We start from the raw sequence: 26,203 nt of genomic DNA, 5'->3' as shown, positions 1-26,203 counted from the left end.
ACCTGATGAGAACGGCCCCGCACCCCGGGGAAGGCCGGAATGCACCCCCTAGAGCCCCGGGATCCGGCCGTTGCGGAACAGGTCGACGAAGATCTGGTGGTCCGCCCGCGCCCGCGCCCCGTACGTGTGCGCGAAGTCCACGAGGAGCTCCGCGAAGCCCTCCTCGTCCGCCGCGATGGCCGCGTCGATGGCCCGCTCCGTGGAGAACGGCACCAGGGAGTGGCCGCTCTCGTCGTCCGCCGCCGCGTGCATCGTCGCCGTCGCCCGGCCCAGGTCCGCGACGGTGGCCGCGATGTCCTGCGGGTCGTCGATGTCCGACCAGTCCAGATCCACCGCGTACGGCGACACCTCCGCCACCAGCTGACCGGTGCCGTCCAGTTCCGTCCAGCCCAGCCACGGGTCCGCGTGGTCCTGCAGCGCCCGCTGCGAGATCACCGTGCGGTGCCCCTCGTGGCAGAAGTAGCCGCGCACCGCCGGGTCCGTCACATGGCGCGACACGGCGGGCGTCTGCGCCTGCTTCATGTAGATGACGACGTCGTTCTCCAGGGCGTCGCTGTTGCCCTCGAGCAGGATGTTGTACGAGGGCAGGCCCGCCGAGCCGATCCCGATGCCGCGCCGCCCGACCACATCCTTCACCCGGTACGAGTCCGGGCGGGCCAGCGAGGACTCCGGCAGCGTCTCCAGGTAGCCGTCGAAGGCCGCGAGCACCTTGTACCGCGTCGCCGCGTCCAGTTCGATCGAGCCGCCGCCGGGCGCGAAGCGCCGCTCGTACTCGCGGATCTCCGTCATCGAGTCGAGGAGACCGAACCGGGTCAGCGCCCGGGCGTCGCGCAGCGCCCCGAGGAGCGCGCCCTCGGCGGTGTCCAGGGTGAAGGGCGGCAGCTCGTCGTCCTTCGTGTCGGAGGCGAGGGCGTGGATCCGCTCCCGGTAGGACGCCGCGTAGATCCGCACCAGGTGCGTGATCTGCTCGTCGCTGAGCGCCTTGGTGTAGCCGATCAGCGCGAGCGAGGCGGAGAGCCGCTTCAGGTCCCAGGTGAAGGGCCCGACGTACGCCTCGTCGAAGTCGTTGACGTTGAAGATCAGCCGGCCGGTGGCGTCCATGTACGTGCCGAAGTTCTCGGCGTGCAGGTCGCCGTGGATCCAGACCCGGCCGGTCCGCTCGTCCAGGAACGGGCCGCCCTGGGCCTCGGCCTCCAGGTCCTTGTAGAACAGGCACGCCGTGCCCCGGTAGAAGGCGAAGGCGGAGCCGGCCATCTTCCGGAACTTGACCCGGAAGGCCGCCGGGTCGGCGGCCAGGAGCTGCCCGAAAGCGGTGTCGAAGACGGTGAGGATCTGCTCACCGCGCTCGGCGGCGACGGGCTGCGGGACCGACATCGAAGGTGCCTCCTGGTGCATGACGAACGGGACGGCGTGTTCGTTGTTCTCCAACGCGCGAAGGTACTCCCGAGTGCCCGACCACCGCCCCTCGAAGAGGGGCTTCGCCCCGCAGTATCCCGCCTGCTGTCAGTCCGGCGACGTAGACTTCCACGCTGACCCCCCAGACTGTCCGCAGCCTGTCGTCCCCCGTTCTCCGGAGGCCTCCCACCGTGACCAAGCCGCCCTTCACGCACCTCCACGTCCACACCCAGTACTCGCTGCTGGACGGTGCCGCGCGGCTGAAGGACATGTTCAACGCGTGCAACGAGATGGGCATGACCCATATCGCCATGTCCGACCACGGCAACCTGCACGGCGCGTACGACTTCTTCCACAGCGCCAAGAAGGCCGACGTCACGCCGATCATCGGCATCGAGGCCTACGTCGCCCCCGAGTCCCGGCGGAACAAGCGGAAGATCCAGTGGGGCCAGCCGCACCAGAAGAGGGACGACGTCTCCGGTTCCGGCGGTTACACCCACAAGACCATCTGGGCGGCGAACGCCACCGGACTGCACAACCTCTTCCGGCTGTCCTCCGACGCCTACGCCGAGGGCTGGCTGCAGAAGTGGCCCCGGATGGACAAGGAGACCATCGCCCAGTGGTCGGAGGGCCTGATCGCCTCCACCGGCTGCCCCTCCGGCGAGCTGCAGACCCGGCTCCGCCTCGGCCAGTTCGACGAGGCCCTGAAGTCCGCCTCCGAGTACCAGGACATCTTCGGCAAGGACCGGTACTTCCTGGAGCTGATGGACCACGGCATCGAGATCGAGCGCCGGGTCCGCGACGGCCTGCTCGAGATCGGCAAGAAGCTCGGCATCCCGCCGCTGGTCACCAACGACTCGCACTACACCTACGCGCACGAGGCCACCGCCCACGACGCCCTGCTCTGCATCCAGACCGGCAAGAACCTCTCCGACCCGGACCGCTTCAAGTTCGACGGCACCGGCTACTACCTGAAGTCCACGGACGAGATGTACGCCATCGACTCCTCGGACGCCTGGCAGGAGGGCTGCGCCAACACGCTCCTGGTGGCCCAGCAGATCGACACCACCGGCATGTTCGAGGCGAAGAACCTCATGCCGAAGTTCGACATCCCCGAGGGCTTCACCGAGGTCACCTGGTTCCGCGAGGAGACCATGCGGGGCATGGCGCGCCGGTTCCCCAACGGGATCCCGGACGACCGCATGAAGCAGGTCGAGTACGAGATGGACACCATCATCTCGATGGGCTTCCCGGGTTACTTCCTCGTCGTCGCCGACTTCATCATGTGGGCCAAGAAGCAGGGCATCGCCGTGGGCCCCGGCCGAGGCTCCGCGGCCGGCTCGATCGTCGCGTACGCCATGGGCATCACCGACCTCGACCCGATCCCGCACGGCCTGATCTTCGAGCGCTTCCTCAACCCCGAGCGCATCTCGATGCCCGACGTCGACATCGACTTCGACGAGCGCAGGCGCGTCGAGGTGATCCGGTACGTGACCGAGAAGTACGGCGCCGACAAGGTCGCCATGATCGGCACCTACGGCAAGATCAAGGCCAAGAACGCGATCAAGGACTCCGCCCGCGTCCTCGGCTACCCGTACGCCATGGGCGACCGGCTCACCAAGGCGATGCCCGCCGACGTCCTCGGCAAGGGCATCGACCTCGACGGCATCACCAACCCCGCCCACCCGCGCTACAGCGAGGCCGGCGAGATCCGGGGGATGTACGAGAACGAGCCGGACGTGAAGAAGGTCATCGACACCGCCAAGGGCGTCGAGGGCCTCGTCCGCCAGATGGGCGTCCACGCCGCAGGCGTGATCATGTCCAGCGAACCCATCGTCGACCACGCCCCGATCTGGGTGCGGCACACCGACGGCGTCACCATCACGCAGTGGGACTACCCGCAGTGCGAGTCGCTCGGCCTGCTGAAGATGGACTTCCTGGGCCTGCGGAACCTGACCATCATGGACGACGCCGTCAAGATGGTGAAGGCCAACAAGGGCATCGAGCTCGACCTCCTCGCCCTGCCGCTGGACGACCCGAAGACCTTCGAACTGCTCCAGCGCGGTGACACCCTCGGCGTCTTCCAGTTCGACGGCGGCCCCATGCGGTCCCTGCTGCGGCTGATGAAGCCCGACAACTTCGAAGACATCTCCGCCGTGTCCGCCCTGTACCGGCCGGGCCCGATGGGCATGAACTCGCACACGAACTACGCCCTGCGCAAGAACAAGCAGCAGGAGATCACTCCGATCCACCCGGAGCTGGAGGAGCCCCTCAAGGAGGTCCTCGACGTCACCTACGGCCTGATCGTGTACCAGGAGCAGGTGCAGAAGGCCGCCCAGATCATCGCCGGCTACTCCCTCGGCGAGGCCGACATCCTCCGCCGCGTCATGGGCAAGAAGAAGCCCGACGAGCTGGCCAAGAACTTCACCATCTTCCAGGCCGGCGCCCAGAAGAACGGCTACAGCGACGCGGCCATCCAGGCCCTGTGGGACGTGCTGGTCCCGTTCGCCGGCTACGCCTTCAACAAGGCGCACTCCGCCGCGTACGGCCTGGTCTCCTACTGGACCGCCTACCTCAAGGCGAACTACCCCGCCGAGTACATGGCGGGGCTGCTGACCTCGGTCAAGGACGACAAGGACAAGTCCGCGGTCTACCTGAACGAGTGCCGCCGTATGGGCATCAAGGTGCTCCCGCCGAACGTGAACGAGTCGGAGTCGAACTTCGCCGCCCAGGGCGACGACGTGATCCTCTTCGGCCTCACCGCCGTCCGGAACGTCGGTTCCAACGTCGTCGAGTCGATCATCAAGAGCCGCAAGGCGAAGGGGAAGTACGCCTCCTTCCCGGACTTCCTCGACAAGGTCGAGGCGGTCGTCTGCAACAAGCGCACCATCGAGTCGCTGATCAAGGCCGGCGCCTTCGACACCATGGGCCACACCCGCAAGGGCCTGGTCGCCCAGCACGAGCCGATGATCGACAACGTGGTGGCGGTCAAGCGCAAGGAGGCCGAGGGACAGTTCGACCTGTTCGGCGGCATGGGCGAGGAGGACACCAGCGAGCCCGGCTTCGGTCTCGACGTCACCTTCACCGAGGACGAGTGGGAGAAGTCCTACCTGCTCGCGCAGGAGCGCGAGATGCTCGGCCTGTACGTCTCCGACCACCCGCTCTTCGGCCTGGAGCACGTGCTCTCCGACAAGACCGACGCCGGCATCCAGCAGCTCACCGGCGGCGAGCACGCGGACGGCGCGGTCGTCACCATCGGCGGCATCATCTCCGGCCTCCAGCGCAAGATGACCAAGCAGGGCAACGCCTGGGCCATCGCCACCGTGGAGGACCTGGCCGGCTCGATCGAGTGCATGTTCTTCCCGGCCACGTACCAGCTGGTCTCGACCCAGCTCGTCGAGGACGCGGTGGTCTTCGTCAAGGGCCGCCTCGACAAGCGCGAGGACGTGCCCCGGCTCGTCGCCATGGAGCTGATGGTCCCCGACCTGTCGAACGCCGGGACCAACGCGCCGGTGATCCTCACCATCCCCGCCCTGAAGGTCACCCCGCCGATGGTCAGCCGCCTCGGTGAGATCCTCAGCCACCACAAGGGCAACACCGAGGTGCGGATCAAGCTCCAGGGCCCCCGGAGCACCACGGTCCTCCGGCTCGACCGGCACCGCGTCCAGCCGGACCCGGCGCTCTTCGGCGACCTGAAGGTGCTGCTCGGCCCGTCCTGCCTGGCCGGCTGACCTTCCCGCTCTTCCCGCGCACGCGCGCAAGGGGCGCGCCCGTCGTCACGGGCGCGCCCCTTTGCCTACGGTTTCAGGCCAGGTCAGTTGTGGCCGAAACGCTTCTGCCGGCCCTTGCGGGCGATGTCGCTCGGCGTGACCTGCGAGGCGCGGTTCTGCGCCTCGGACTCCATCGCCATCTGCTGGGCCTGCTGCGTACCGCGCTCGGCCGGCGAGGCGGACTGCTGACTGCGGTTCTGCTTACGGTTCTTGGCCATGGGAGTGATGCCTCCTCAAAGGGGTCTGGGGGCCAGGGCCGCTGTCAGACTCACACAGGGGGAGAAGCGTCGCATTTTGGATCATTACGGATCGTAATCGCGGCACGCCGGGAAAACCGAGTGACTTCCGCCACGCCGATGATCGAGTTCCCGCTGTTTGGGCCGTGACCGTCGGGCAGACTCGAAGGAACCCGAAGCACTTCCGATCCCGAGGTTCCCGAAAGAGGGTGGAACACGTGGACCGCTGCGTCGTTCTGGTGGACGCCGGCTATCTGCTGGGTGCCGCCGCAAGCCTTCTCGCCGGGGAACCGGCCCGCTCCCGCATCACCGTCGACCACGCCGCCCTCATCCAGGGCCTGCGCGAACGCGCCGAGGCGGACACCGCCCAGCCGCTGCTGCGCATCTACTGGTTCGACGGCGCCCCCGACCGGGTCCCCCAGCCGGAGCACCGCCGGCTGCGGGTGATGCCCCGCGTCACCGTCCGGCTGGGCGCGCTGACCCGCAGCGACGGCCGCTGGGCGCAGAAGGGCGTCGACGCGGCCATGCACGCCGAGCTCACCGAACTGGCCAGAAACCGTGCCTGCTCGGACGTCGTCCTGGTCACCGGCGACGGCGATCTGCTGCCCGGCCTGATGTCCGCCAAGGAACACGGCGTCGCCGTCCACCTGTGGGCCGTCCAGGCCGCCGACGGCGACTACAACCAGTCGGAGGACCTCGTCGCCGAGGCCGACGAGCGCCGCGTCCTCGACCGGGCGTGGATCACCCGGGCCGTCCGCGCCAAGGACCTCAGCGGCGTCTGCGCCCCGCCGCCCGCCCCGCGCCCCGAGATCGCCGCCATCCTCTCCGCGCCGCTGCCCGAGGCCGCGCTCGCCGCCTCCGCCGAACGGGCCGCCGAGGCCGCGGCGGCAGCGGCCGCGGCCGCCGCCGTCAACGGCGTTTCGGACACCGCCGCGCCCGCCGACCGGGCCGCGCCCCCGGGGACCGAGCAGCCCGCCGCCCCCGCCCACGGCGGCAAGCCCGTGCCCACCCCCAAGGACCTCGCCGGACTCCGCGGCCCCGCCGGCCACCCGCCCGCCCCGCCCGCCGGCGGCGCCACCCTGCGCTGGTCCTCCGACCGCGGCTGGATCGACCGCTCCGGCGGCCCCCTCGGCGAGCCGCCCGAGACCGCCTCGCTGCCCACCCTCGCCCAGCTCACCAGCGCCGAGCAGCGCTGGGCCGACCGGGAGGAGGACATCACCACCGTCGGCGGCGACCCCTTCGAGGTCGGCCAGGTGTTCGCCCGCCGCTGGATGGAACGGCTCCCCGAACAGAGCCACGTCCAGCGCCTCGCCGGCATGTACCCGCGCATCCCGCACCGCATCGACGGCGAACTACTGAGGTACGCGGCCCGGTTCGGCCTGCTCGCGCACAAGGACGACCAGATCGACGAGCACGACCGGTACGCGATCCGGGCCGGCTTCTGGCGCGAGATCGACGTCCGCGCGGCCGCCGAACACGCCCCCGCGCCGGAACAGAGCCGGGGACCCGCGTAGGCTCCTCCCTCGTGAGTACGGTGTGCGTGGTGCGGGATCTGGTCAAGACGTACCCGGCCACGCGCGGCGGCCGGGGCGCCCCGGCGACGCCCGAGGTGCGCGCCACCGACGGCATCAGCCTCGACGTGCGCCGGGGAGAGATCTTCGGGCTGCTCGGACCCAACGGCGCGGGCAAGTCCACTCTGGTCCGCCAGCTCACCGGTCTGATGCGCCCCGACTCCGGCACCGTCCGGATGCTCGGCCACGACCTCGTACGCCACCCCGAGCGCGCCGCGCGGCTCGTCGGCTACCTCGGCCAGGAGTCCACCGCGCTCGACGAGCTGACCGTCTCCCTCGCCGCGGAGACCACCGGGCGGCTGCGCGGACTGACCGCCGCCGCGGCCCGCGCCGCGCGGGACGCCGTCCTCGACGAGCTCGGCCTGACCGAGCTGGCCGGACGGCCGCTGAAGAAGCTCTCCGGCGGCCAGCGCCGGCTCGCCTGCTTCGCCGCCGCGCTCGTCGGCGAGCGGCCCGTGCTCGTCCTCGACGAGCCCACCACCGGCATGGACCCGGTCGCCCGCCGCGCCGTCTGGGCCGCCGTCGACCGGCGCCGCGCCGAGCACGGCGCGACCGTCCTGCTGGTCACCCACAACGTCATCGAGGCGGAGACCGTGCTCGACCGGGTCGCGGTCCTCGACCGCGGCCGGGTGATCGCCTGCGACACCCCCGCCGGACTCAAGGAACGCGTGGCCGGCGAGGTCCGCGTCGAACTCGTCTGGCGCGACCGGGCGCCGCTGGACGTCCCCGAGGTCGCCGCGCTGCACCCCTCCGCCGTCGAGTCGGGCCGGCGCTGGGTGCTCCGGCTCGCCCCGGAGGAGGCCCGCGCGGCCGTGGCCGCGGTCACCGGCGGGGCGGCCTTCGCCGCCCTCGACGACTTCACCCTCGCCACCCCGAGCCTGGAGGACGTCTACCTCGCCCTCGGCGGGGAGACGAAGGGCCTGGTGAAGACGTGAGTATCGGACAGGAGCAGCGTCAGGTGAGCACCGTGCCCGCGGAGGCCCCCTACACGGCGGGCAGCACCCCCGCGCGGGACGAGACGGAGGACGCCGCTCCGCTCGCCCCGCGGGCCCGGCTGCTGCCGGCGCTCGCCGCGGTGTACCGCGCCCAGCTGTCCCGGGCGCGGGTCGCCCGGATCCCGCTGCTGTTCGTGGCGACCTTCCAGTCCGTCGGGATCATGGTCCTGATGCGCGGGGTCGTCGACGGCGGGCCCGAGGCCCGCGCCGTCGTGGCCGGCTCCGCCGTCCTCGTCGTCGCGTTCGTCGCGCTCAACCTGCTCGCCCAGTACTTCGGGCAGCTGCGGGCCGGCGGCGGCCTCGACCACTACGCCACGCTGCCGGTGCCGCCCGCGTCGGTGGTGCTCGGCACGGCCGGCGCGTACGCCTCCTTCACCGTGCCCGGCACGGTCGTCACCGCGGTCGCCGGCTCGCTGCTGTACGGGCTGCCGCTGACCCACCTGTGGATCCTCGCCGTCGTGGTGCCGCCAGCCGGGGCGGCGCTCGCCGGGCTCGGCGCGGCCCTCGGGCTGCTCGCGCCCCGGCAGGAGCTGGCCACGCTGCTCGGCCAGCTCGGCATGTCGGCCGCGCTGCTGCTCGGCGTGCTGCCGGCGGAGCGGCTGCCGGGCGTGATCCAGTACGCGCGGGACCTGCTGCCGTCCACGTACGGCGTCGAGGCCCTGGCCCGTACCTTCGAGCCGCACCCGGACTGGGCCGCCGTGGCGCTGGACCTCGCCGTGTGCGGGGCGGTCGGCGTGGTCTCGCTGGCCCTGGCGACCTGGGCGTACCGGCGGGCCGCCGTCCGCTGAGATCACCCTCCGATGAGGCGGGCGGCCGCCCCGCCTGGCACGATGGCGGGGTGACCGCTCCTCTGACACCGCCTCACCAGCCGTCCTCGCAGCCGCACGGCGCGCCGTGGCCCTCGCCGTACCCCGCGCCCGCCCCGGACCCCGGCCGGGGCCGCGAGGCGCGCGACGCGATCGCGGTGCTGGGGCTCTCGCTGCCGCTCGGCGTGGTGTTCGGCCTGCTGTGGCTGTGGCTGGCCCCGCGGATCCCGCTGATCTCGGACGGCAAGGCGGTCTTCCTGCAGAACAGCGAGGGCGAGGCGGCCATCGGAGCGGACGGCACGTTCGCGCTGCTGGGCCTCGGTTCCGGGGCGCTCGCGGCACTGCTGGTCTTCCTGTGGCGGAGGCAGGGCGGCGTCCCGCTGGTCCTCGCGCTGGCCGCGGGCGGGGTGCTCGGCTCGGCGGTCGCCTGGGGCGTCGGCGCCTTCCTGGGCCCGACGGACGACGTGGTCGCGCACGCCCGCTCGGTCGGCGAGGGCGTGCCCTTCGACGCCCCGCTGGAGCTCAACACCCTGGGCGCCCTGCTGGCCTGGCCCATAGCCGCGATGATCCTCCACCTCGCCCTCACCGCCCTCTTCGGCCCCCGCGACCCGGAACCGGAATGGGGCCCCTGGGACGAGACACCGCAGCGACGCACGGAGGGGTAGGGGGACGACCCCGCGTCACGAGGACGAGCCCCGGACGCACCGGGCCCGAGCGGCGGCGTCGCGCACCGGGCCCGAGCGTCCGGCGGTCCGAGTGTCCGGGCGGGTCGAGCATTCCGGGCACCCGGTCCTCGCGCCCGGGCGCTGCGCGGACTCCGGCGTCGGCGTCGGTCCTTCGTACGCTCAGCCGCGGCCGATCGGGGCCAGGACCGCTGAGGTCAGGGTGGCCAGGTCCGTGGGGGAGAGTTCCACCTCCAGGCCGCGGCGGCCGGCCGAGATGCAGATCGTGGTGTGGGCCGCGGCCGACTCGTCCAGGACCGTGCGGAGCTTCTTGCGCTGGCCCAGGGGGGAGATGCCGCCCCGGACGTAGCCCGTGGTCCGCTCGGCCGCTGCCGGGTCCGCCATCGCGGCGCGCTTGCCGCCGACCGCCGAGGCCAGGGCCTTCAGGTCCAGCTGGCCCGCCACCGGGACGACGGCCACCGTCAGTTCGCCGTCCACGTCCGCGACCAGCGTCTTGAACACCCGGTCCGGCGACACTCCGAGCGCCTCCGCCGCCTCCTCGCCGTACGAGGGCGTCGCGGGGTCGTGGTCGTACGCGTGCACGGTGAAGGGCGTACCCGCCGCCGTGAGCGCGACGGTCGCCGGAGTTCCCGCCCGTCGCCCGCCACCACCCTTCTTCGGACGCGCTTCGCTCGCACCGTCTTCTGACTGCTTCTTCTGCTTCTTCGCCACGTGAGGCTTCCTCGGTCAGTTCGGGCTGGTGGGCGCGTGCGTGAGGTCCACCGCGGGCAGCGAGGGCAGATGCCGCAGCATCGCCGTCTCGCGGCGCAGCACGGCCAGCTCCTCGCGCAGCCGGGTCGCCGTGTCCGGGGCCTGCAGCAGCCGCTGCTTCGCCGGCGTGTCGAGCACCGCGGCCGCGGCCACCAGGTACGACACCACCGACGGGTCGTCGGGGAGCTCGGAGGTGGTCAGCGAGCGTTCCCGCGCCCCGGCCAGCCGCTTCTGGTACGCGCGGAACGCCCGCAGCACGCCCTCCGCGAGTGCTCCGGCCCCCTCGCCCCGGTCCTCGGCCAGCTCCTCCACCTCGGCCGTCAGGAACGGCCCCGTCGCGTCCACCGACAGCAGCTTCACCCGCGTCGTGCCGGTGCACATCACCTCGAAGCTGCCGTCCTGGCGCTCGCGGATCGAGGCCGCGTCGGCGACACAGCCGACCCGGTGGAACGCCTGGACCGGGTCGGGGCCGAACCCGGCGGCCGGCCCCTTCTCGGGCAGGGCGGTCTGGTCGGGCAGCCCCGGAGCCGACGGCGCGACCTCGCGGCCGTCGCGGATGGCGACGACGGCGAAGCGGCGCGGCTCGTCCTCGGCGGTCTTCAGCAGCTCGCGCATCATGGCGCGATAACGCTCCTCGAAGACGTTCAGGGGCAGCACGAGGCCCGGGAACAGCACCCCGTTGAGGGGGAAGAGAGGCAGACGAGCGGTGGTCACAGCGGTCAAGCGTAATGGCCGTGGGCGCGGCTGTGACCGGCCCGTCCGAACCGCCCGGCCCCGGCCCCCGCGAACCGCCGTACCCCGTCCCTGGCCTCGAGGAACCGAGCCAGCGGATCGTCGGTCACGGACGTCCACGGGAACGACGTCGCGTACGGGCCGATCCGGTGGAACTGCTCCAGCGCCTCCGCCCCGCGGCCGCACTCCACGAGCACGTACACGAGCAGGTTCCGCACCTCCGCGGGCCACGGGTCGCCGGCCGGGTACACGGCGGACAGCGCGATGGCCCGGTCGGCCGCCGCGTCGATCCTGGCCTCCTCCTCCGCCGCCCCGGCCGCCTGCCCGCTCAGCAGCCGGGCGAGCGCGGCCCGCACCGGCAGCGCCCGGACCAGCGCACCGGCCGGGGCGTCGTCGGCGGCCTGCTCGGCGAAGTCGAAGCAGGCGCCGTGCGAGGTGTGCCAGGGGGAGGAGAGGTACTTCAGGGCCGCGACATGGCAGCCGTAGTGGTGCGGCGAGCGCCGCACCGCCTGCTCCCAGACCCGCTCGAAGACCGCGTCCCCGGAGCGCGCGCCGCGCGCGTGGTCCAGGGCGAGCCGCCAGGGCACCGGGTCCGCCGGGTCGGCCGTCGCGACCGCGTCGACCAGCGGCGCGACCTCGCGCAGCCGCTCCGCGCGGGCCGGCGACTGCCAGGCCCGGCGCACCGCCAGCTCCGCCTCGACGAGCCGGGCGTCCGGGTCGCCGGGGGAGACGGCCAGCCAGTGCGCCAGCCACTCGCCGCGGCTGTGCGCGAAGGTCGCGAGCCGGGCCGTGTACCGGTCCCGGTTCTCCCACTCCCCGGCCTCGCGGGTGGTGGCCAGCAGCTTGGCGGCCGGTTCGTGGTCCCCGAGGGCCGCCGCGACCAGCGCCGGGCCGAGCCGGGCGTCCGGCGCGTCGAGCAGCACCTCGCCGTCCGGCGGCAGCCCCGGGGCGCACGGCGGGGCGGTCCGGACCCTGCGGGGAGCGCGGAACAGGGTACGCAGCGATGACATGGTGCGGACCATTGAAAACCGCAGGTCGCGGCCGCGCCAGTGGCTTCTTGTGAAGAGTTGGTAGCGCCGGAATGGTTGTATTCCGGAACGTCAAGAACGTGCAAAGGACGGGGATACAAAGGGGCGATCCCCGGCCGCCTGTTCGCGCCTCGCGCACAACCGGCGCCCGGTATTCCCCGCGTGTCACACCCGCGACACGCCGTCCGTCAGCCGCGCCGCAACAGCCGCGACGCGCCCGCCGCCACCGTCGTCGCCAGGATCCAGCCCGTCAGGATCAGCCCCGCCGCGACCCACTGCCACAGGCCCGACAGCAGCCAGTACCCCTCCTGCCCCAGGTTGATCACCGGCAGCAGCAGGTCCAGCGCGTACAGCGGCGCGTTCCACATCGGCGCCTCCTCGTTCTTCAGCGGCGCCGGCTCGTACCGCGCGAACACCAGCGTCCCCACCGCCCACAGCACCGCCATCCACAGCGCCGCCCGGCCCGGCCGGTAGCCGTACGCCACCGTCCAGTCCTGCAGATAGCCCCAGAGCTTGCCCGCCACCGGCAGCGTCTCGCGCCGCCGCCGCTGCTTGGCCAGCAGCACCTGCCGCGCCTCCGCGTCCTCGCCGCTGTTGCGCAGCACCGTCGCCAGGCGTTCGTACGGCTCCGGGGCGTACTCCGGCGTCGCCGCCGCCACCCACTCCAGCCGCCGGGACAGCGGGAAGTGCCCGTACGGCACCAGGTTCTCGTAGACGAAACCGTTGATCGCCAGGCCCCCGGGGCCCGGCCAGGACGTCGACAGGTCGATCAGCGTCACCACCTTCGCCCCGTTCAGCACCACCCTGCCCTCCTCCGGCCGCTCCCCGTTGAACCGCAGCTCGGGAGTGACGATCCGGCGCAGCGACAGCTCCTCACGGCGCGCCCCGTCGAGCACGAACCGCGCGTAGTGCAGGTCCACCGAGTCCCCGAAGCGGCCGTCGTCGAGCCGCACCCCGCCGTGGCACTCCACCGGCCGGCGCCGTGCCCCCTGCACCGGCGTGGCGCCCACGCCGTACGGGGGAGTGGCGCCCGGGTTCCCGGTCTCGTACACCCAGGCCGCGTTCAGGTACAGCGAGCGCTCCACCGTCAGCTGCGGCGCGTTCAGCGCGCGCCGCTCCCGCGCGCCGCGCAGCCGGCTGCCGCGCAGGCTCAGCGACACGCCGACCTTCGCGCCGCGCAGACTGACCTCGCCGTACGTCTCGATCAGCTCCGCCTGCAGGTCCTGCGCCACCGACAGACCGTCCGCGGTGATCGCCCGGCCCCGCCGGTCCGGCCACACCCTGATCTGGTTGATCAGCAGATCCGTGCCGATCTGCGCGTCCGTCAGCCGGATCCCCCGCTCCACCCGGCACCGCGGCAGATGCAGGTCGCCCTGCGTGTGCAGCCGCGCCGCCTCGATCCGCGGGATCGCGCAGTCCACCATCCGCAGCGTCCGGAAGTGCGACTCCGGCAGCACCAGCTCGTGCTCGAAGCGGCAGCCGTGCAGCTCCACGTACGGGTCGATGGTCCCGCCGGCCAGATTCAGCGTCCCGGTGATCTGCGCCCCGCGCAGCTTCAGCGCCGACACCCGCCCGGACCGCGCCGGCGGCCCGTGGAGCAGCAGCAGCGCCACCACCTCCGCGCGGACCAGGCGCTCCTCGGGCCAGACCCGGCCGGAGAACGGATCGTCGAGCAGCGGACTGCCCTGTCTCAGATCGCAGGTCGCCCCGATCCGGAACGCCTGCCACATGGTCAACTCCGCGCCGGTGAGATCGTCCGGCGGACTGTCGTCGCGCGGCTCGGTCACTGCCGCCCCCTCGCTTCCGGTCGCTTCCGGATTTCGTACGGCCGTTCTTCCCTCTGTGTGACGGACTGAACGCTAACGGTCAGGAGTGACCGTCCGTATGTCGTGTGGCTTGTATCAGCCAGTGATACGGGCGACCGGCGCCGAAACCGGTCTGCGAGAATTGACCCGTGATCTCTCGTATCGACCTGCGCGGCGACACCCTTCCGCAGGGTGGCGCGCTGCGCGATCTGCTGCCCCGTGCCGAGTTCGACGTGGAAGCCGCCCTGGAGAAGGTGCGGCCCATCTGCGAGGACGTACGGCATCATGGCGCGGCGGCGGTGATCGACTACGGGGAGAAATTCGACGGCGTACGGCTCGCGGGCCTGCGTGTCCCCGCCGAGGCCATCGCCCGCGCCCTCGACGAGCTGGACCCGGCCGTCCGCGCCGCCCTCGAGGAGTCCATCCGCCGCGCCCGTCTCGTCCACCGAGAGCAGCGGCGTACCAGCCACACCACCCAGGTCGTGCCCGGCGGCACGGTCACCGAGAAGTGGATCCCCGTGGAGCGGGTCGGCCTCTACGTGCCGGGCGGCCGCTCCGTCTACCCGTCCTCCGTCGTGATGAACGTCGTACCGGCCCAGGAGGCCGGCGTCGAGGGCATCGCCGTGTCCTCCCCGCCGCAGAAGGAGTTCGGCGGTCTGCCGCACCCGACGATCCTCGCGGCGTGCGCGCTGCTCGGCGTCGACGAGGTGTACGCCGCCGGCGGCGCCCAGGCCATCGCGATGTTCGCGTACGGCACCGACGGCCCCGACGGCTGCGACCCCGTCAACCTGGTCACCGGCCCCGGCAACATCTACGTCGCCGCCGCCAAGCGCCTCCTCAAGGGCCGCATCGGCATCGACGCAGAGGCCGGTCCGACGGAGATCGCGATCCTCGCGGACTCCACCGCCGACCCGGTGCACGTGGCCGCCGACCTGATCAGCCAGGCCGAGCACGACCCGATGGCCGCGGCCGTCCTGGTCACCGACTCCGAGGAACTGGCCGAGGCCACCGAGGCGGAGCTCAAGACGCAGGTCGCCGCGTCCAAGCACATCGACGACCGGATCGCCCCCGCCCTGGCCGGCAAGCAGTCCGCGATCGTCCTGGTCCGCGACCTGGAGGACGGCCTCCGGGTCGTCGACGCGTACGCCGCCGAGCACCTGGAGATCCAGACCGCCGACGCCGCCGCCCTGGCCGCCCGGGTCCGCAACGCGGGCGCGATCTTCGTCGGCCCGTGGGCACCGGTCTCCCTCGGCGACTACGCCGCCGGCTCCAACCACGTCCTGCCCACCGGCGGCTGCGCCTGCCACTCCTCGGGCCTGTCCGTGCAGTCCTTCCTGCGCGGCGTGCACATCGTCGACTACACGCGGGACGCGCTCGCCGAGGTCGCCCACCACGTGGTGACGCTGGCCGAGGCGGAGGACCTGCCGGCGCACGGCGCCGCCCTGAAGGCTCGCTTCGGATGGAAGGTGCCGGAGGCCAAGTGAGCACGTACGACAAGGCCGTCGGCATCGACGACCTCCCCATCCGCGACGAGCTGAAGGGCAAGTCCCCGTACGGCGCGCCGCAGCTCGACGTCCCCGTCCAGCTGAACACCAACGAGAACCCCTACCCGCTGCCCGAGCCCCTGGTGGCCCGGATCGCGGAGCGGGTCGCCGAGGCCGCCCGCGGCCTCAACCGCTACCCCGACCGGGACGCGATCGAGCTGCGCACCGAGCTCGCCGCGTACCTCACCAGGACCGGCGGGCACCCCGTCGCGCTCGGGAACGTCTGGGCGGCCAACGGCTCCAACGAGGTGCTGCAGCAGCTGCTGCAGACCTTCGGCGGGCCCGGCCGCACGGCCATCGGCTTCGAGCCCTCGTACTCGATGCACGCGCTGATCGCGCGCGGCACCGGCACCGGCTGGATCTCCGGCCCGCGCAATGAGGACTTCACGATCGACGTGGGGGCGGCGGAGCAGGCCATCGCCGAGAACGCGCCCGACGTCGTCTTCATCACCTCGCCCAACAACCCCACCGGCACCGCGGTCGACGCGGAGACCGTCCTCGCCCTCTACGAGGCCGCGCAGGCCGCCAGGCCCTCCCTGGTCGTGGTGGACGAGGCGTACGTGGAATTCAGCCACCGCGCCTCGCTGCTGCCGCTCATCGAGGGCCGGCCGAACCTGGTGATCTCCCGCACCATGTCCAAGGCCTTCGGCGCCGCCGGGCTGCGCCTCGGCTATCTGGCGGCCCACCCGGCCGTGGTCGACGCCGTCCAGCTGGTCCGGCTGCCGTACCACCTGTCCGCCGTGACCCAGGCCACCGCACTGGCCGCCCTGGAACACACCGACACGCTGCTCGGTTACGTCGAGCAGCTGAAGGCCGAACGGGACCGGCTGGTCGACGAGCTGCGCGCGATCGGCTACGAGGTCACCGCGTCCGACGCGAACTTCGTGCAGTTCGGCCGCTTCGACGGAGCCGCCGGCTCCCACGAGGCCTGGCAGAAGATCCTCGACCGGGGCGTCCTGGTCCGGGACAACGGCGTACCGGGCTGGCTGCGGGTCACCGCGGGCACCCCGGCCGAGAACGACGCGTTCCTGGACGCGGTCCGTGAGCTGAAGAAGGAGTCGAGGTAATGAGCCGCGTAGGACGGGTGGAACGCACCACCAAGGAGACCTCCGTCGTCGTCGAGATCGACCTGGACGGCACCGGAAAGGTCGACGTGTCGACCGGCGTCGGCTTCTACGACCACATGCTCGACCAGCTCGGCCGGCACGGTCTGTTCGACCTCACCGTGAAGACCGACGGCGACCTGCACATCGACTCGCACCACACCATCGAGGACACCGCCCTCGCCCTCGGCGCCGCCTTCAAGCAGGCCCTCGGCGACAAGGTCGGCATCTACCGCTTCGGCAACTGCACTGTCCCGCTGGACGAGTCGCTCGCCCAGGTCACCGTCGACCTCTCCGGCCGCCCGTACCTCGTGCACACCGAGCCCGAGAACATGGCGCCGATGATCGGCGCGTACGACACGACCATGACCCGGCACATCCTGGAGTCGTTCGTCGCGCAGGCGCAGATAGCGCTGCACGTCCACGTGCCGTACGGGCGCAACGCCCACCACATCGTCGAGTGCCAGTTCAAGGCCCTCGCCCGCGCCCTGCGCTACGCCTCCGAGCGCGACCCGCGCGCGGCCGGCATCCTCCCGTCGACGAAGGGCGCCCTGTGAACAGCCTCAGCACTCTGCTGATCGTGGTCGGGCTCTTCCTGCTCGGCGGTGTGTACTCCTTCGTCAAGCAGAAGCAGTCGCGCGGCGTCGTCACCGTGCTCGCCCTCGCCTCGGCGCTCTCGCTCGCCGCCGGCGTGCTGCGCCTGGACGTGTGGTCATGACCACGACGCCCGCCAAGAAGGTCGTCGTCTTCGACTACGGCTTCGGCAACGTCCGCTCCGCCGAGCGGGCCCTCGCCCGGGTCGGCGCGGACGTCGAGATCACCCGCGACTACGAGCGCGCCATGAACGCCGACGGACTCCTCGTCCCCGGCGTCGGCGCCTTCGCCGCCTGCATGAAGGGCCTCAAGGAGGCCCGGGGCGACTGGATCGTCGGCCGCCGGCTCTCCGGCGGCCGCCCCGTCATGGGCATCTGCGTCGGCATGCAGATCCTGTTCGAGCGCGGCATCGAGCACGGTGTCGAGACCGAGGGCCTCGACGAGTGGCCCGGCACGGTCGGGCCGCTGCAGGCCCCCGTCGTCCCGCACATGGGCTGGAACACCGTCGACGCGCCCGCCGACACCGAGGCGTTCGCCGGACTCGACGCGGACGCCCGGTTCTACTTCGTGCACTCCTACGCGGTGCGCGAGTGGACCCTGGAGGTCGGCAACCCCAACATCCCCGCGCCCAAGGTCACCTGGGCCACGCACGGCGAGCCCTTCGTCGCCGCGGTCGAGAACGGCGCCCTCTGGGCGACCCAGTTCCACCCCGAGAAGTCCGGCGACGCCGGCGCGCAGCTGCTCACCAACTGGATCGGAACGCTCTGATGTCCCGCATGCTTGAACTGCTCCCCGCCGTGGACGTACGCGACGGCCAGGCCGTCCGCCTCGTGCACGGCGAGTCCGGCACCGAGACCTCGTACGGCTCCCCGCTCCAGGCCGCGCTCGCCTGGCAGGCGTCGGGCGCCGAGTGGCTGCACCTGGTCGACCTGGACGCCGCGTTCGGCACCGGCGACAACCGGGCGCTGGTCGCCGAGGTGACCCGCGCCATGGACATCAAGGTCGAGCTGTCCGGCGGCATCCGCGACGACGCCACGCTCGCCGCGGCGCTCGCCACCGGCTGCACCCGCGTCAACCTGGGCACCGCGGCCCTGGAGACCCCCGAGTGGGTCGCCAAGGTCATCGCCGAGCACGGCGACAAGATCGCCGTCGGCCTCGACGTGCGCGGCACCACGCTGCGCGGCCGCGGCTGGACCCGCGACGGCGGCGATCTGTACGAGACGCTGGCCCGCCTCGACTCCGAGGGCTGCGCCCGGTACGTCGTCACCGACATCGCCAAGGACGGCACGCTGCAGGGCCCCAACCTGGAGCTCCTGAAGAACGTCTGCGCCTCCACCGACAAGCCCGTCGTCGCCTCCGGCGGCGTGTCCTCCCTGGACGACCTGCGGGCCCTGGCCGGGCTCGTCGGCGAGGGCGTCGAGGGCGCGATCGTCGGCAAGGCGCTGTACGCGAAGGCGTTCACCCTCGAAGAGGCGCTGGAGGCGGTGGCCGCCGTATGACCGGTATCGAGCGGGTGCAGAGCGGCAGCCCCTGGGAGGACTCCTTCGGGTTCGCGCGCGCCGTCGGGGCCGGGGACCGGGTGCTCGTCGGCGGCACGACCTCGTTCAAGGGGCATGTGCTGCACGGCGAGGGCGACCCGTACGAGCAGACCAAGGTGGCCATCGGCACCGCGCTCGAGGCGATCGCGACGTTCGGTCTCGGGCCCGAGTCGGTGATCCGGACCCGGATGCTGCTGGCCCACGCACGGGACGTCGACGCGGTGGGCCGCGCCCACCAGGAGGCGTTCGGTGAGGTGCGGCCGGTGACCACCCTGATGGTGGTGGAGGGCTTCGTCGACCCGCGCATCCTGGTCGAGATCGAGCTGGAGGCCTACCGAGGAGCGCCGTCATGACGCTGGCCGTACGTGTGATCCCCTGCCTGGACGTGGACAACGGCCGGGTCGTCAAGGGCGTCAACTTCCAGAACCTGCGCGACGCGGGCGACCCCGTCGAGATGGCCAAGCTGTACGACGCCGAGGGCGCGGACGAGCTGACCTTCCTCGACATCACGGCCTCCTCCGGCAACCGGGAGACCACCTACGACGTGGTGCGCCGCACCGCCGAGCAGGTCTTCATCCCGCTGACGGTGGGCGGCGGTGTCCGCTCGGCGGAGGACGTCGACAAGCTGCTGCGGGCCGGCGCGGACAAGGTGGGCGTGAACACCGCCGCGATCGCCCGCCCGGAGCTGATCCGGGAGATCGCGGAGCGGTTCGGCCGCCAGGTCCTGGTCCTGTCGGTGGACGCGCGCCGTACGGAGTCGGGCTCCTTCGAGGTGACCACCCACGGCGGCCGCAAGGGCACCGGTATCGACGCGGTCGAGTGGGCGCACCGGGCCGCGGAGCTGGGCGCGGGCGAGATCCTGCTCAACTCGATGGACGCGGACGGCACGAAGGACGGCTACGACATCGAGATGATCGCGGCGGTGCGCAAGCACGTGACCGTGCCGGTCATCGCGAGCGGCGGCGCGGGGAGGCTGACCGACTTCCCTCCGGCGATCGAGGCGGGCGCGGACGCGGTCCTCGCGGCCTCGGTGTTCCACTTCGGCGATCTGCGGATCGGCGAGGTCAAGGAGACGCTGCGGGCGGCCGGGCACCCGGTCCGCTAGCGCGCGCACGTCATGTGAAGGGCCTCCTGCCGGCAGGAGGCCCTTCTTCATGGCCGGATGCACAACAAAACTTGCGCAATTTCCATTGCGCAAGTTTTCCTTCGCATCTACGGTCGTGGACATGACCTCACCGGAGAACCGCCGGATCACCGATCTGGGCACGCTCAAGGCCATCGCCCACCCGCTCCGCATGAACCTGTACCGGGCCCTCTCCATCGCCCGCGTCGCCACCGCCTCGCAGCTGGCCGAACAGGTCGACGAGGCGGTCTCGCTGGTCAGCTACCACCTGCGCAAGCTGGCCGAGCACGGCCTCATCGAGGAGGCCGAGGCGCAGTCCACCGACGGCCGCGAGCGCTGGTGGCAGCCCAGCAGCCGGGGCGTGACGGTCCGCGACGAGGACTTCAGCGACGGCCCGGAGCAGGTCGCCGCGAGCCTGGCGCTGAGCCGCACGGTCCTGGAACAGCGCACCGAACTCCACCGCCGCTTCCTGGACGAACGCTCCGCGTGGACCTCCGAGTGGCGCACGGCCTCCATCGGCTCGGAGTGGTTCCCCCGCCTCACGGCGGAGGAGCTCAAGGCCCTGGGGGAAGAGCTGAACGCTGTCCTGGACAAGTACGACGCCCTCGGCCGCGCCGCCGAGTCGGCGGGCGACACCGAGGGCCGCGAGAACGTCGCCGTCCACCTCCACGGCTTCCCGTTCCGGCCGTGACGACGATGACGGGGGAGACGGGGACGGGGGACACGACGATGCGACGGGGAAGCCGGACGGCGGACCGTACGAGGGACGGGGACGCGGGGGCGTCGGTGGCGAGCGCCGACGAAGGCGGCGCGGTGGAGCCGTCCGCCGGCGGAGAGGCCGTGCGTCCGGCGACGGGCCCGAGCGGGAGCGCCGCCGGCAGGCCGGCTCCGGACCGCGGTCCGGCCCCGGGACCCGCAGACGGCCCGGACGCGGCAGTCGGCCCCGCGCCGGGCGCCTCGCGGCCCGCCTACCGGGATCTCAACGTGCTGCGGTGGCTGGGGGCGTTCACCGCGTCCACGCTGGGGGACAGCGTGTACTACCTCGCGCTGTCCTGGGCCGCCGTGCGCGGCGGGAGTCCGGCGCAGGCGGGGCTCGTGCTGGCCGTCAGTGCCGTGCCGCGGGCGCTGCTGATGCTCGGCGGGGGTGTGGTCGCCGACCGGTTCGGGCCGCGGCGGGTCGTGGTCGTGTCCGACGCCGTGCGCGCGCTCGTCGTGCTCGGGCTGGCCGCGGTGCTGGTGGCCGGCTCGCCCGGGCTGTGGGTGCTCGGTGCCGTGGCGTTCGTGTTCGGGGTCGTCGACGCGCTGTTCATGCCCGCCGTCGGGGCCCTGCCGCCCCGGATCGCCCCGCACGACCAGCTCGCACGGGTCCAGGGGATGCGCGGACTCGCGTACCGCGTCGGGCTCGTCCTCGGCGCGCCGCTCGGCGGGCTCGCCGTGACCCTCGGCGGTCCGGCCACCGCGTTCGGGGTCGCCGGGCTGCTCTTCGCGCTCTCCCTGCCCCTGCTGCTCACCCTCCGGATCCGGCCCCTGCCCGCCAGCGGCGACGCTCCCGCAGCGCAGGAACGATCCAGCCCTCTGCGCGACCTCACCGACGGACTGCGCTACCTGCGCCGCCACCGGGTCCTCGGCCCGCTCATGATCGTCATCGCGCTCAGCGACCTCGGGTTCGTCGGCCCGTTCAACGTCGGGCTCGCCGTGCTCGCCGACGCGCGCGGCTGGGGCGCCTCCGGCATCGGCTGGGTCCTCGCCGGCTTCGGCACGGGAGCCGCCGCCACGTCCCTCCTGCTCACCGTGCGCGGCCACGTACCCCGCGCCGGCGCGGTCAAGGCGTGGACCCTCACGCTCGGCGCGGCCGCGATCGCCGCCCTCGCGTACGTGCCGCAGCTGCCCGTCGCGGTCGCCGTCGCCCTCGCCGTCGGGCTGCTCGCCGGGCTCTCCGGCAGCCTGTGCGGCTCGCTCGTCCAGACGCAGTGCGACCCCGCGTACCTCGGCCGGGTGACCGCCGTGTCCAGCTTCTTCAGCCTCGGCGTCGCCCCGCTGAGCTTCCCGCTCACGGGCGCCGCGATCGGCCTGTGGGGCCCCGGCCCGGTGTACGTCGCCTGCGCCGCGATCTGCGCCGCCGGCGGCGTGTACGGCCTGTGCGTCCCCGCCCTGCGCCGCGCCGAACTCCCGAAGGCGGGCGAGACCCCCTAGAGCCCGAGCTGCTTCGCGTCCCGCAGCCGGGTCACCGCCTCCGGGTCGCCCTCCAGCGACACCTTCGCGGTGTCCTGCCGGCCGAAGACGAACATCGTCAGCTCGCCCGGCTCGCCCGTCGCCGTCACCACCGGAGTGCCCCGGTGGGCCACCGCCGTCTGGCCGTTCGGCCGGCGCAGGACCAGGCCCACCGGGGCCTTGCGGCCGAGGAGCCGGGCGCCCTTCTCCAGCCGGGCCCACAGGGCGTCCGAGAACACCGGGTCCAGCTCCCGCGGGGACCAGTCCGGCTGGGCCCGCCGGACGTCCTCCGTGTGGACGTAGAACTCGACCGTGTTCGCGCCCTCGTCCACCTGCTTCAGGGAGAACGGCGACAGCGCCGGCGGTCCCGTACGGATCAGCGCGATCAGTTCCTCGTACGGCTTCTCCGCGAACTCCGCCTGCACCCGGTCGAGCCGGGCCTTCAGCATCGGCACCACCGTCCCCGCCGCCGCGTCGGGACGCCGCTCCCGTACCACCACATGGGCCGCGAGGTCCCGCGTCCGCCAGCCCGCGCACAACGTCGGCGCGTCCGGGCCCGCCGCCTCCAACAGGTCCGCCAGAAGGAGCCGTTCACGCTTCGCATGGGTCGACATGCCCGCCAGCGTACGGTGATACGGATCGGTCCGCCCAGTGGACGGCGACCCGGGAAAAGTCCCCGATCGCGGCACAATGGCCGCATGACCAGCACGCCCCGGACCCCCAGCGACCTCGACCCGGCCCTCGCCGCCCGCCTCAAGCGCAGCCCCGACGGTCTCATCCCCGCCATCGCCCAGCAGCACGACACCGGCGAGGTGCTCATGCTCGGCTGGATGGACGACGAGGCGCTGCACCGCACCCTCACCACCGGCCGCGCCACCTACTGGTCGCGCAGCCGCCAGGAGTACTGGGTCAAGGGCGACACCTCCGGGCACGTCCAGCACGTCAAGTCCGTCGCCCTCGACTGCGACGCCGACACCGTGCTCGTCAAGGTCGACCAGGTCGGCGCCGCATGCCACACCGGCGCACGGACCTGCTTCGACGCCGACGTGCTCCCGGTCTCCCAGTAAGGTCAGCCGCCATGGATCTCGAGACGTTCCGCAAGCTGGCGGCCGACCGCCGCGTCATCCCCGTCAGCCGCCGCCTCCTCGCGGACGGCGACACCCCGGTCGCGCTCTACCGCAAGCTCGCCGCCGAACGCCCCGGCACCTTCCTCCTCGAATCCGCGGAGAACGGCCGCACCTGGTCGCGGTACTCCTTCATCGGCGTCCGCTCCCACGCCACCCTCACCGTCCGCGACGGCGAGGCCCACTGGCTCGGCGTCCCGCCCGTCGGCGTCCCCGTCGACGGCGACCCGCTGGCCGCCCTGCGCGCCACCGTCGAGGCCCTGCACACCCCGCGCGACCTCGCGTCCGGGATGCCGCCCTTCACCGGCGGCATGGTCGGCTACCTCGGCTACGACATCGTCCGCCGCCTGGAGCGCATCGGTGACTCCACCGCGGACGACCTGCGGCTTCCCGAGCTCACCATGCTCCTGACCAGCGACCTCGCCGTCCTCGACCACTGGGACGGCACGGTCCTGCTGATCGCCAACGCGATCAACCACAACGACCTCGACACCGGCGTCGACGAGGCGTACGCCGGCGCCGTCGCCCGCCTCGACGCCATGGAGGCGGACCTCGCCCGCCCCGTCGAGACCGTGCCCGTCGCCCTGCCGCGCTCCGAACTGCCCGAGTTCTCCGCCCTCTGGGGCGGCACGGCGTACCAGGACGCCGTCGAGGACATCAAGGAGCGCATCCGCGCCGGCGAGGCCTTCCAGGTCGTGCCCTCCCAGCGCTTCGAGACCCCCTGCACCGCCTCCGCCCTCGACGTGTACCGGGTCCTGCGGGCCACCAACCCGTCCCCGTACATGTACCTCTTCCGCTTCGAGAACGGCTTCGACGTCGTCGGCTCCTCGCCCGAGGCGCTGGTCAAGGTCGAGGACGGGCACGCGATGGTCCACCCCATCGCCGGCACCCGCCCCCGCGGCGCCACCCCGCAGGAGGACCACGACCTCGCCGAGGAGCTCCTCGCCGACCCCAAGGAGCGCGCCGAGCACCTGATGCTCGTCGACCTCGGCCGCAACGACCTGGGCCGCGTCTGCGAGCCCGGCTCCGTCGAGGTCGTCGACTTCATGTCGATCGAGCGGTACTCGCACGTCATGCACATCGTCTCCACGGTGACCGGCCGCGTCGCCGAGGGGAAGACCGCCTTCGACGTGCTCACCGCCTGCTTCCCGGCCGGCACCCTCTCCGGCGCGCCCAAGCCCCGCGCGATGCAGATCATCGAGGAGCTGGAGCCCACCCGGCGCGGACTGTACGGCGGCTGCGTCGGCTACCTGGACTTCGCCGGCGACTCCGACACGGCCATCGCCATCCGCACCGCCCTGCTCCGCGACGGCACCGCGTACGTGCAGGCCGGAGCCGGTGTCGTCGCCGACTCCGACCCGGTCGCCGAGGACACCGAGTGCCGCAACAAGGCCGCCGCGGTGCTCCGCGCCGTCCACAGCGCGAACCGGATGCACGCACGCTGACGGCGTAGGGGATAGTGGGGTATGTGAGTGCTGTACCCGTACCCCAGCCCCGCGCCGCCGGCGCAGGCGCCCCCGCCGCCCGCTCCGGCGGCCGTCGCAGCCTGGCCGCGGCCCTCCTCCTGGGCGCCCTCGGTGCCGCCGTCGTACTGCTCTCCTCGGGCCAGATCTGGGCCGAGGGCACGGCCGCCGTCGGTGGCGGCACCGTGCCCGTCGAGGCCGAGGGCGGCACCGTGACCGGCGTCCCGACCGCCCTGGCCGTCGTCGGCCTGGCGGCCCTCGTCGCCGTCTTCGCGGTCCGCCGCACCGGCCGCGCCCTGGTCTCCGGACTGCTGGCGCTCAGCGGCGCCGGCGCCGTCCTGGCCGCCCTGCTCGGCGCCTCCGACAGAGCCGCGCTGAACGCGGAGGCCGCCCGCATCACCGGCGACGCCGCGGCGGGCGTGCAGCAGCTCGGCCACACCGCCTGGCCGTACGTCACGGCCGGCGGCGCCGCGCTCATCCTGCTCGCCGGACTCCTCGCGCTCCGCTTCGGCAGCGGCTGGCCCGCGATGGGCGGCCGCTACGAGCGGACCGGAGGCCCCCGTTCGGCCGCACGCCGTCCGGCCGGCGCGAGCGTCGACCCGGACCGTCCCGAGGACCTGTGGAAGGCCCTCGACCGCGGCGAGGACCCGACGCGCGAAGCGTGACCCCGGTGCACCCAGTGACCCAGCGTGCGGGACAATGGCGACGAGTGTCCGCGCACGTGGGCCTCACCCAGAGCCACAGCGAGCTACAGCTATCGAGGAGCAACTCATGGCGGGCCAAGCCCACGGACACACCCCTGCCGCCTGGACCGGTGTCGTCATTTCCTTCATCGGCTTCTGCGTTGCCAGCGTCTTCATGGTCGCGGCCAACGTGGCCGGCTTCTGGGCCGGCGTGGCCCTGATCGGCCTGGGCGCCGTGGTCGGCGGCGTCATGAAGATGATGGGGCTCGGCACGCCGAAGGAGACCGAGGCCCAGGCCGCTGCCCGCGCCCGCGCGGCCGCCGCCGCCACGGCCCGCATCACCGCCTGACGCCCGGCCGACGAACGCGACCGACGAAGGCGCGGCCCGGTACACGCACCGGGCTGCGCCTTCGCGCCGTTACGGGGAGAATCACCGCGTGGACCCGAACCCGACACCTTCCGTGACCGCCGACGCCCCGGCCTGGCCGCAGGGCGGGCGGTACGTCCCGCCCCCGCCGCCCCCGCCCTCCTCCCGCCCCCTCGGCCGGCGGCTGCTGGCCCCGCTGGGCACCCTGGCGGGCGTCGCGGCGGCGTTCGCGTACGTCGGCACCGTCGACCCCAACGAGCCCGGCCACTACCCGGTCTGCCCGCTGCTCCGCCTCACCGGCGTGTACTGCCCCGGCTGCGGCGGACTGCGCAGCGCGCACGCCTTCGTCCACGGCGAGTTCGGCACCGCGTTCGGGTCCAACGCCCTGGCCGTGATCGGCTACGGCGTGTTCGCCGTCCTGATCGTCCTGTGGCTGATTCGCGCCGTCCGCGGACTGCCCGTACGGACCGGTCTGCCCAACCGCTGGTGGTGGGCGATCGGGGCGCTCGTGGCGGTGTTCACGCTGGTCCGGAACCTGCCGTTCGGGGCCGCGCTCGCCCCCTGAGCGCCTCCGGAGTGATCCCAGCACGTGGGACGCTCGTCAACCGGATGCGAGCGCTACGCCGTCGTGCGGATACCATCGACTTGGCTGAACAAGACCGCACGAACTGTCACCGTCCCG

27 protein-coding genes are annotated in these 26,203 nt (G+C 72.7%); 20 read left to right on the top strand and 7 right to left on the bottom strand.

Annotated features, from left to right (window positions below):
- Positions 1 to 48 precede the first annotated feature (48 nt).
- Positions 49 to 1,374: a DUF2252 domain-containing protein gene (locus tag ABZO31_RS08025; protein ID WP_406865289.1), complete on the bottom strand. Its 1,326-nt coding sequence runs from the start codon at positions 1,372 to 1,374 to the stop codon at positions 49 to 51.
- 212 nt (positions 1,375 to 1,586) lie between these two features.
- On the opposite strand from ABZO31_RS08025, the gene dnaE reads away from it, so the two are divergent.
- A complete protein-coding gene (gene dnaE / locus ABZO31_RS08020) occupies positions 1,587 to 5,126 on the top strand; it encodes a DNA polymerase III subunit alpha (RefSeq protein WP_406860404.1) in 3,540 nt (1,179 codons plus the stop codon).
- An 83-nt stretch (positions 5,127 to 5,209) separates the two neighbouring features.
- Here dnaE and ABZO31_RS08015 read toward each other — a convergent pair whose 3' ends face one another.
- Positions 5,210 to 5,383, bottom strand: coding sequence for a hypothetical protein (locus ABZO31_RS08015; protein ID WP_406860403.1), 174 nt, complete (start codon positions 5,381 to 5,383; stop codon positions 5,210 to 5,212).
- Between the two features lie 227 nt (positions 5,384 to 5,610).
- Between ABZO31_RS08015 and ABZO31_RS08010 the strand changes: the two genes are divergently transcribed.
- Genes ABZO31_RS08010 through ABZO31_RS07995 form a run of 4 tightly spaced genes read left to right on the top strand, consistent with a single transcriptional unit; the run spans position 5,611 to position 9,438 of the window.
- Positions 5,611 to 6,915 carry an NYN domain-containing protein gene (locus ABZO31_RS08010; RefSeq protein ID WP_406860402.1) on the top strand — a complete coding sequence of 435 codons (1,305 nt, stop codon included), beginning with the start codon at positions 5,611 to 5,613 and terminating at the stop codon, positions 6,913 to 6,915.
- A gap of 20 nt (positions 6,916 to 6,935) precedes the next feature.
- Positions 6,936 to 7,907 carry an ABC transporter ATP-binding protein gene (locus ABZO31_RS08005; protein ID WP_406865288.1) on the top strand — a complete coding sequence of 324 codons (972 nt, stop codon included), beginning with the start codon at positions 6,936 to 6,938 and terminating at the stop codon, positions 7,905 to 7,907.
- A gap of 32 nt (positions 7,908 to 7,939) precedes the next feature.
- Positions 7,940 to 8,755 carry an ABC transporter permease gene (locus tag ABZO31_RS08000; RefSeq protein WP_406865287.1) on the top strand — a complete coding sequence of 272 codons (816 nt, stop codon included), beginning with the start codon at positions 7,940 to 7,942 and terminating at the stop codon, positions 8,753 to 8,755.
- Positions 8,756 to 8,805: 50 nt separating this feature from the next.
- A complete protein-coding gene (locus ABZO31_RS07995) occupies positions 8,806 to 9,438 on the top strand; it encodes a DUF2567 domain-containing protein (RefSeq protein WP_406860401.1) in 633 nt (210 codons plus the stop codon).
- Positions 9,439 to 9,618: 180 nt separating this feature from the next.
- Here the strand turns inward: ABZO31_RS07995 and ybaK are convergent, their stop codons facing one another.
- The 4 genes from ybaK to ABZO31_RS07975 form a co-directional block, all read right to left on the bottom strand.
- Entirely contained in the window at positions 9,619 to 10,167 is a 549-nt protein-coding gene (gene ybaK / locus ABZO31_RS07990) for a Cys-tRNA(Pro) deacylase (protein WP_406860400.1), read from the bottom strand.
- Positions 10,168 to 10,182: 15 nt separating this feature from the next.
- Positions 10,183 to 10,920 carry an LON peptidase substrate-binding domain-containing protein gene (locus tag ABZO31_RS07985; protein WP_406860399.1) on the bottom strand — a complete coding sequence of 246 codons (738 nt, stop codon included), beginning with the start codon at positions 10,918 to 10,920 and terminating at the stop codon, positions 10,183 to 10,185.
- Between the two features lie 5 nt (positions 10,921 to 10,925).
- Positions 10,926 to 11,960: a hypothetical protein gene (locus ABZO31_RS07980; RefSeq protein ID WP_406860398.1), complete on the bottom strand. Its 1,035-nt coding sequence runs from the start codon at positions 11,958 to 11,960 to the stop codon at positions 10,926 to 10,928.
- A gap of 194 nt (positions 11,961 to 12,154) precedes the next feature.
- Entirely contained in the window at positions 12,155 to 13,753 is a 1,599-nt protein-coding gene (locus ABZO31_RS07975; RefSeq protein WP_406860397.1) for an oxidoreductase, read from the bottom strand.
- A 167-nt stretch (positions 13,754 to 13,920) separates the two neighbouring features.
- On the opposite strand from ABZO31_RS07975, the gene hisD reads away from it, so the two are divergent.
- From hisD to ABZO31_RS07925, 10 genes are all read left to right on the top strand, one after another.
- Complete coding sequence (gene hisD / locus ABZO31_RS07970; protein ID WP_406860396.1) at positions 13,921 to 15,255, top strand: histidinol dehydrogenase; 1,335 nt, start codon at positions 13,921 to 13,923, stop codon at positions 15,253 to 15,255.
- Positions 15,252 to 16,382 (top strand): histidinol-phosphate transaminase, encoded by a 1,131-nt coding sequence (locus ABZO31_RS07965; RefSeq protein WP_406860395.1) that lies wholly within the window; start codon positions 15,252 to 15,254, stop codon positions 16,380 to 16,382. The genes hisD and ABZO31_RS07965 overlap by 4 nt, the downstream gene beginning before the upstream one ends.
- The gene (hisB, locus tag ABZO31_RS07960; RefSeq protein WP_023589163.1) at positions 16,382 to 16,975 is read left to right on the top strand and encodes an imidazoleglycerol-phosphate dehydratase HisB; all 594 of its coding nucleotides are present in this window, start codon (positions 16,382 to 16,384) and stop codon (positions 16,973 to 16,975) included. The genes ABZO31_RS07965 and hisB overlap by 1 nt, the downstream gene beginning before the upstream one ends.
- The gene (locus tag ABZO31_RS07955; protein WP_406860394.1) at positions 16,972 to 17,136 is read left to right on the top strand and encodes a hypothetical protein; all 165 of its coding nucleotides are present in this window, start codon (positions 16,972 to 16,974) and stop codon (positions 17,134 to 17,136) included. The genes hisB and ABZO31_RS07955 overlap by 4 nt, the downstream gene beginning before the upstream one ends.
- Positions 17,133 to 17,780, top strand: a complete 648-nt coding sequence (hisH, locus tag ABZO31_RS07950; protein WP_406860393.1) for an imidazole glycerol phosphate synthase subunit HisH — start codon at positions 17,133 to 17,135, stop codon at positions 17,778 to 17,780. Before ABZO31_RS07955 ends, hisH begins: the two co-directional genes overlap by 4 nt.
- Entirely contained in the window at positions 17,780 to 18,511 is a 732-nt protein-coding gene (gene priA, locus ABZO31_RS07945) for a bifunctional 1-(5-phosphoribosyl)-5-((5-phosphoribosylamino)methylideneamino)imidazole-4-carboxamide isomerase/phosphoribosylanthranilate isomerase PriA (protein WP_406860392.1), read from the top strand. The genes hisH and priA overlap by 1 nt, the downstream gene beginning before the upstream one ends.
- The gene (locus ABZO31_RS07940) at positions 18,508 to 18,903 is read left to right on the top strand and encodes a RidA family protein (protein ID WP_406860391.1); all 396 of its coding nucleotides are present in this window, start codon (positions 18,508 to 18,510) and stop codon (positions 18,901 to 18,903) included. The genes priA and ABZO31_RS07940 overlap by 4 nt, the downstream gene beginning before the upstream one ends.
- A complete protein-coding gene (hisF, locus tag ABZO31_RS07935) occupies positions 18,900 to 19,655 on the top strand; it encodes an imidazole glycerol phosphate synthase subunit HisF (protein ID WP_406860390.1) in 756 nt (251 codons plus the stop codon). The genes ABZO31_RS07940 and hisF overlap by 4 nt, the downstream gene beginning before the upstream one ends.
- Before the next feature lie 121 nt (positions 19,656 to 19,776).
- The gene (locus ABZO31_RS07930) at positions 19,777 to 20,364 is read left to right on the top strand and encodes an ArsR/SmtB family transcription factor (RefSeq protein ID WP_406860389.1); all 588 of its coding nucleotides are present in this window, start codon (positions 19,777 to 19,779) and stop codon (positions 20,362 to 20,364) included.
- Between the two features lie 38 nt (positions 20,365 to 20,402).
- Positions 20,403 to 21,866, top strand: a complete 1,464-nt coding sequence (locus tag ABZO31_RS07925) for an MFS transporter (protein WP_406860388.1) — start codon at positions 20,403 to 20,405, stop codon at positions 21,864 to 21,866.
- On the opposite strand, the gene ABZO31_RS07920 is transcribed toward ABZO31_RS07925, so the two are convergent.
- Positions 21,863 to 22,498, bottom strand: coding sequence for a TIGR03085 family metal-binding protein (locus tag ABZO31_RS07920; RefSeq protein ID WP_406860387.1), 636 nt, complete (start codon positions 22,496 to 22,498; stop codon positions 21,863 to 21,865). The genes ABZO31_RS07925 and ABZO31_RS07920 overlap by 4 nt on opposite strands.
- Positions 22,499 to 22,582: 84 nt before the next feature.
- Between ABZO31_RS07920 and hisI the strand changes: the two genes are divergently transcribed.
- The 5 genes from hisI (at position 22,583) to ABZO31_RS07895 (ending at position 26,086) form a co-directional block, all read left to right on the top strand.
- The gene (gene hisI, locus ABZO31_RS07915; protein ID WP_406860386.1) at positions 22,583 to 22,951 is read left to right on the top strand and encodes a phosphoribosyl-AMP cyclohydrolase; all 369 of its coding nucleotides are present in this window, start codon (positions 22,583 to 22,585) and stop codon (positions 22,949 to 22,951) included.
- Between the two features lie 11 nt (positions 22,952 to 22,962).
- Positions 22,963 to 24,453, top strand: coding sequence for an anthranilate synthase component I (locus tag ABZO31_RS07910; RefSeq protein WP_406860385.1), 1,491 nt, complete (start codon positions 22,963 to 22,965; stop codon positions 24,451 to 24,453).
- Positions 24,454 to 24,467: 14 nt separating this feature from the next.
- Positions 24,468 to 25,136, top strand: a complete 669-nt coding sequence (locus tag ABZO31_RS07905) for a TIGR02234 family membrane protein (RefSeq protein WP_406860384.1) — start codon at positions 24,468 to 24,470, stop codon at positions 25,134 to 25,136.
- A 106-nt stretch (positions 25,137 to 25,242) separates the two neighbouring features.
- Complete coding sequence (locus ABZO31_RS07900) at positions 25,243 to 25,503, top strand: HGxxPAAW family protein (protein ID WP_406860383.1); 261 nt, start codon at positions 25,243 to 25,245, stop codon at positions 25,501 to 25,503.
- Positions 25,504 to 25,591: 88 nt separating this feature from the next.
- Positions 25,592 to 26,086, top strand: coding sequence for a DUF2752 domain-containing protein (locus ABZO31_RS07895; RefSeq protein ID WP_406860382.1), 495 nt, complete (start codon positions 25,592 to 25,594; stop codon positions 26,084 to 26,086).
- The last annotated feature ends 117 nt before the right edge of the window (positions 26,087 to 26,203 follow it).

The sequence above is a fragment of the Streptomyces solicamelliae genome (assembly GCF_045348655.1).
Classification (GTDB): Bacteria; Actinomycetota; Actinomycetes; order Streptomycetales; family Streptomycetaceae; genus Streptomyces; species Streptomyces solicamelliae.
The sequence above is the reverse complement of the archived record's forward strand: the minus strand, read 5'-3'. Positions and strand labels throughout refer to the sequence as shown.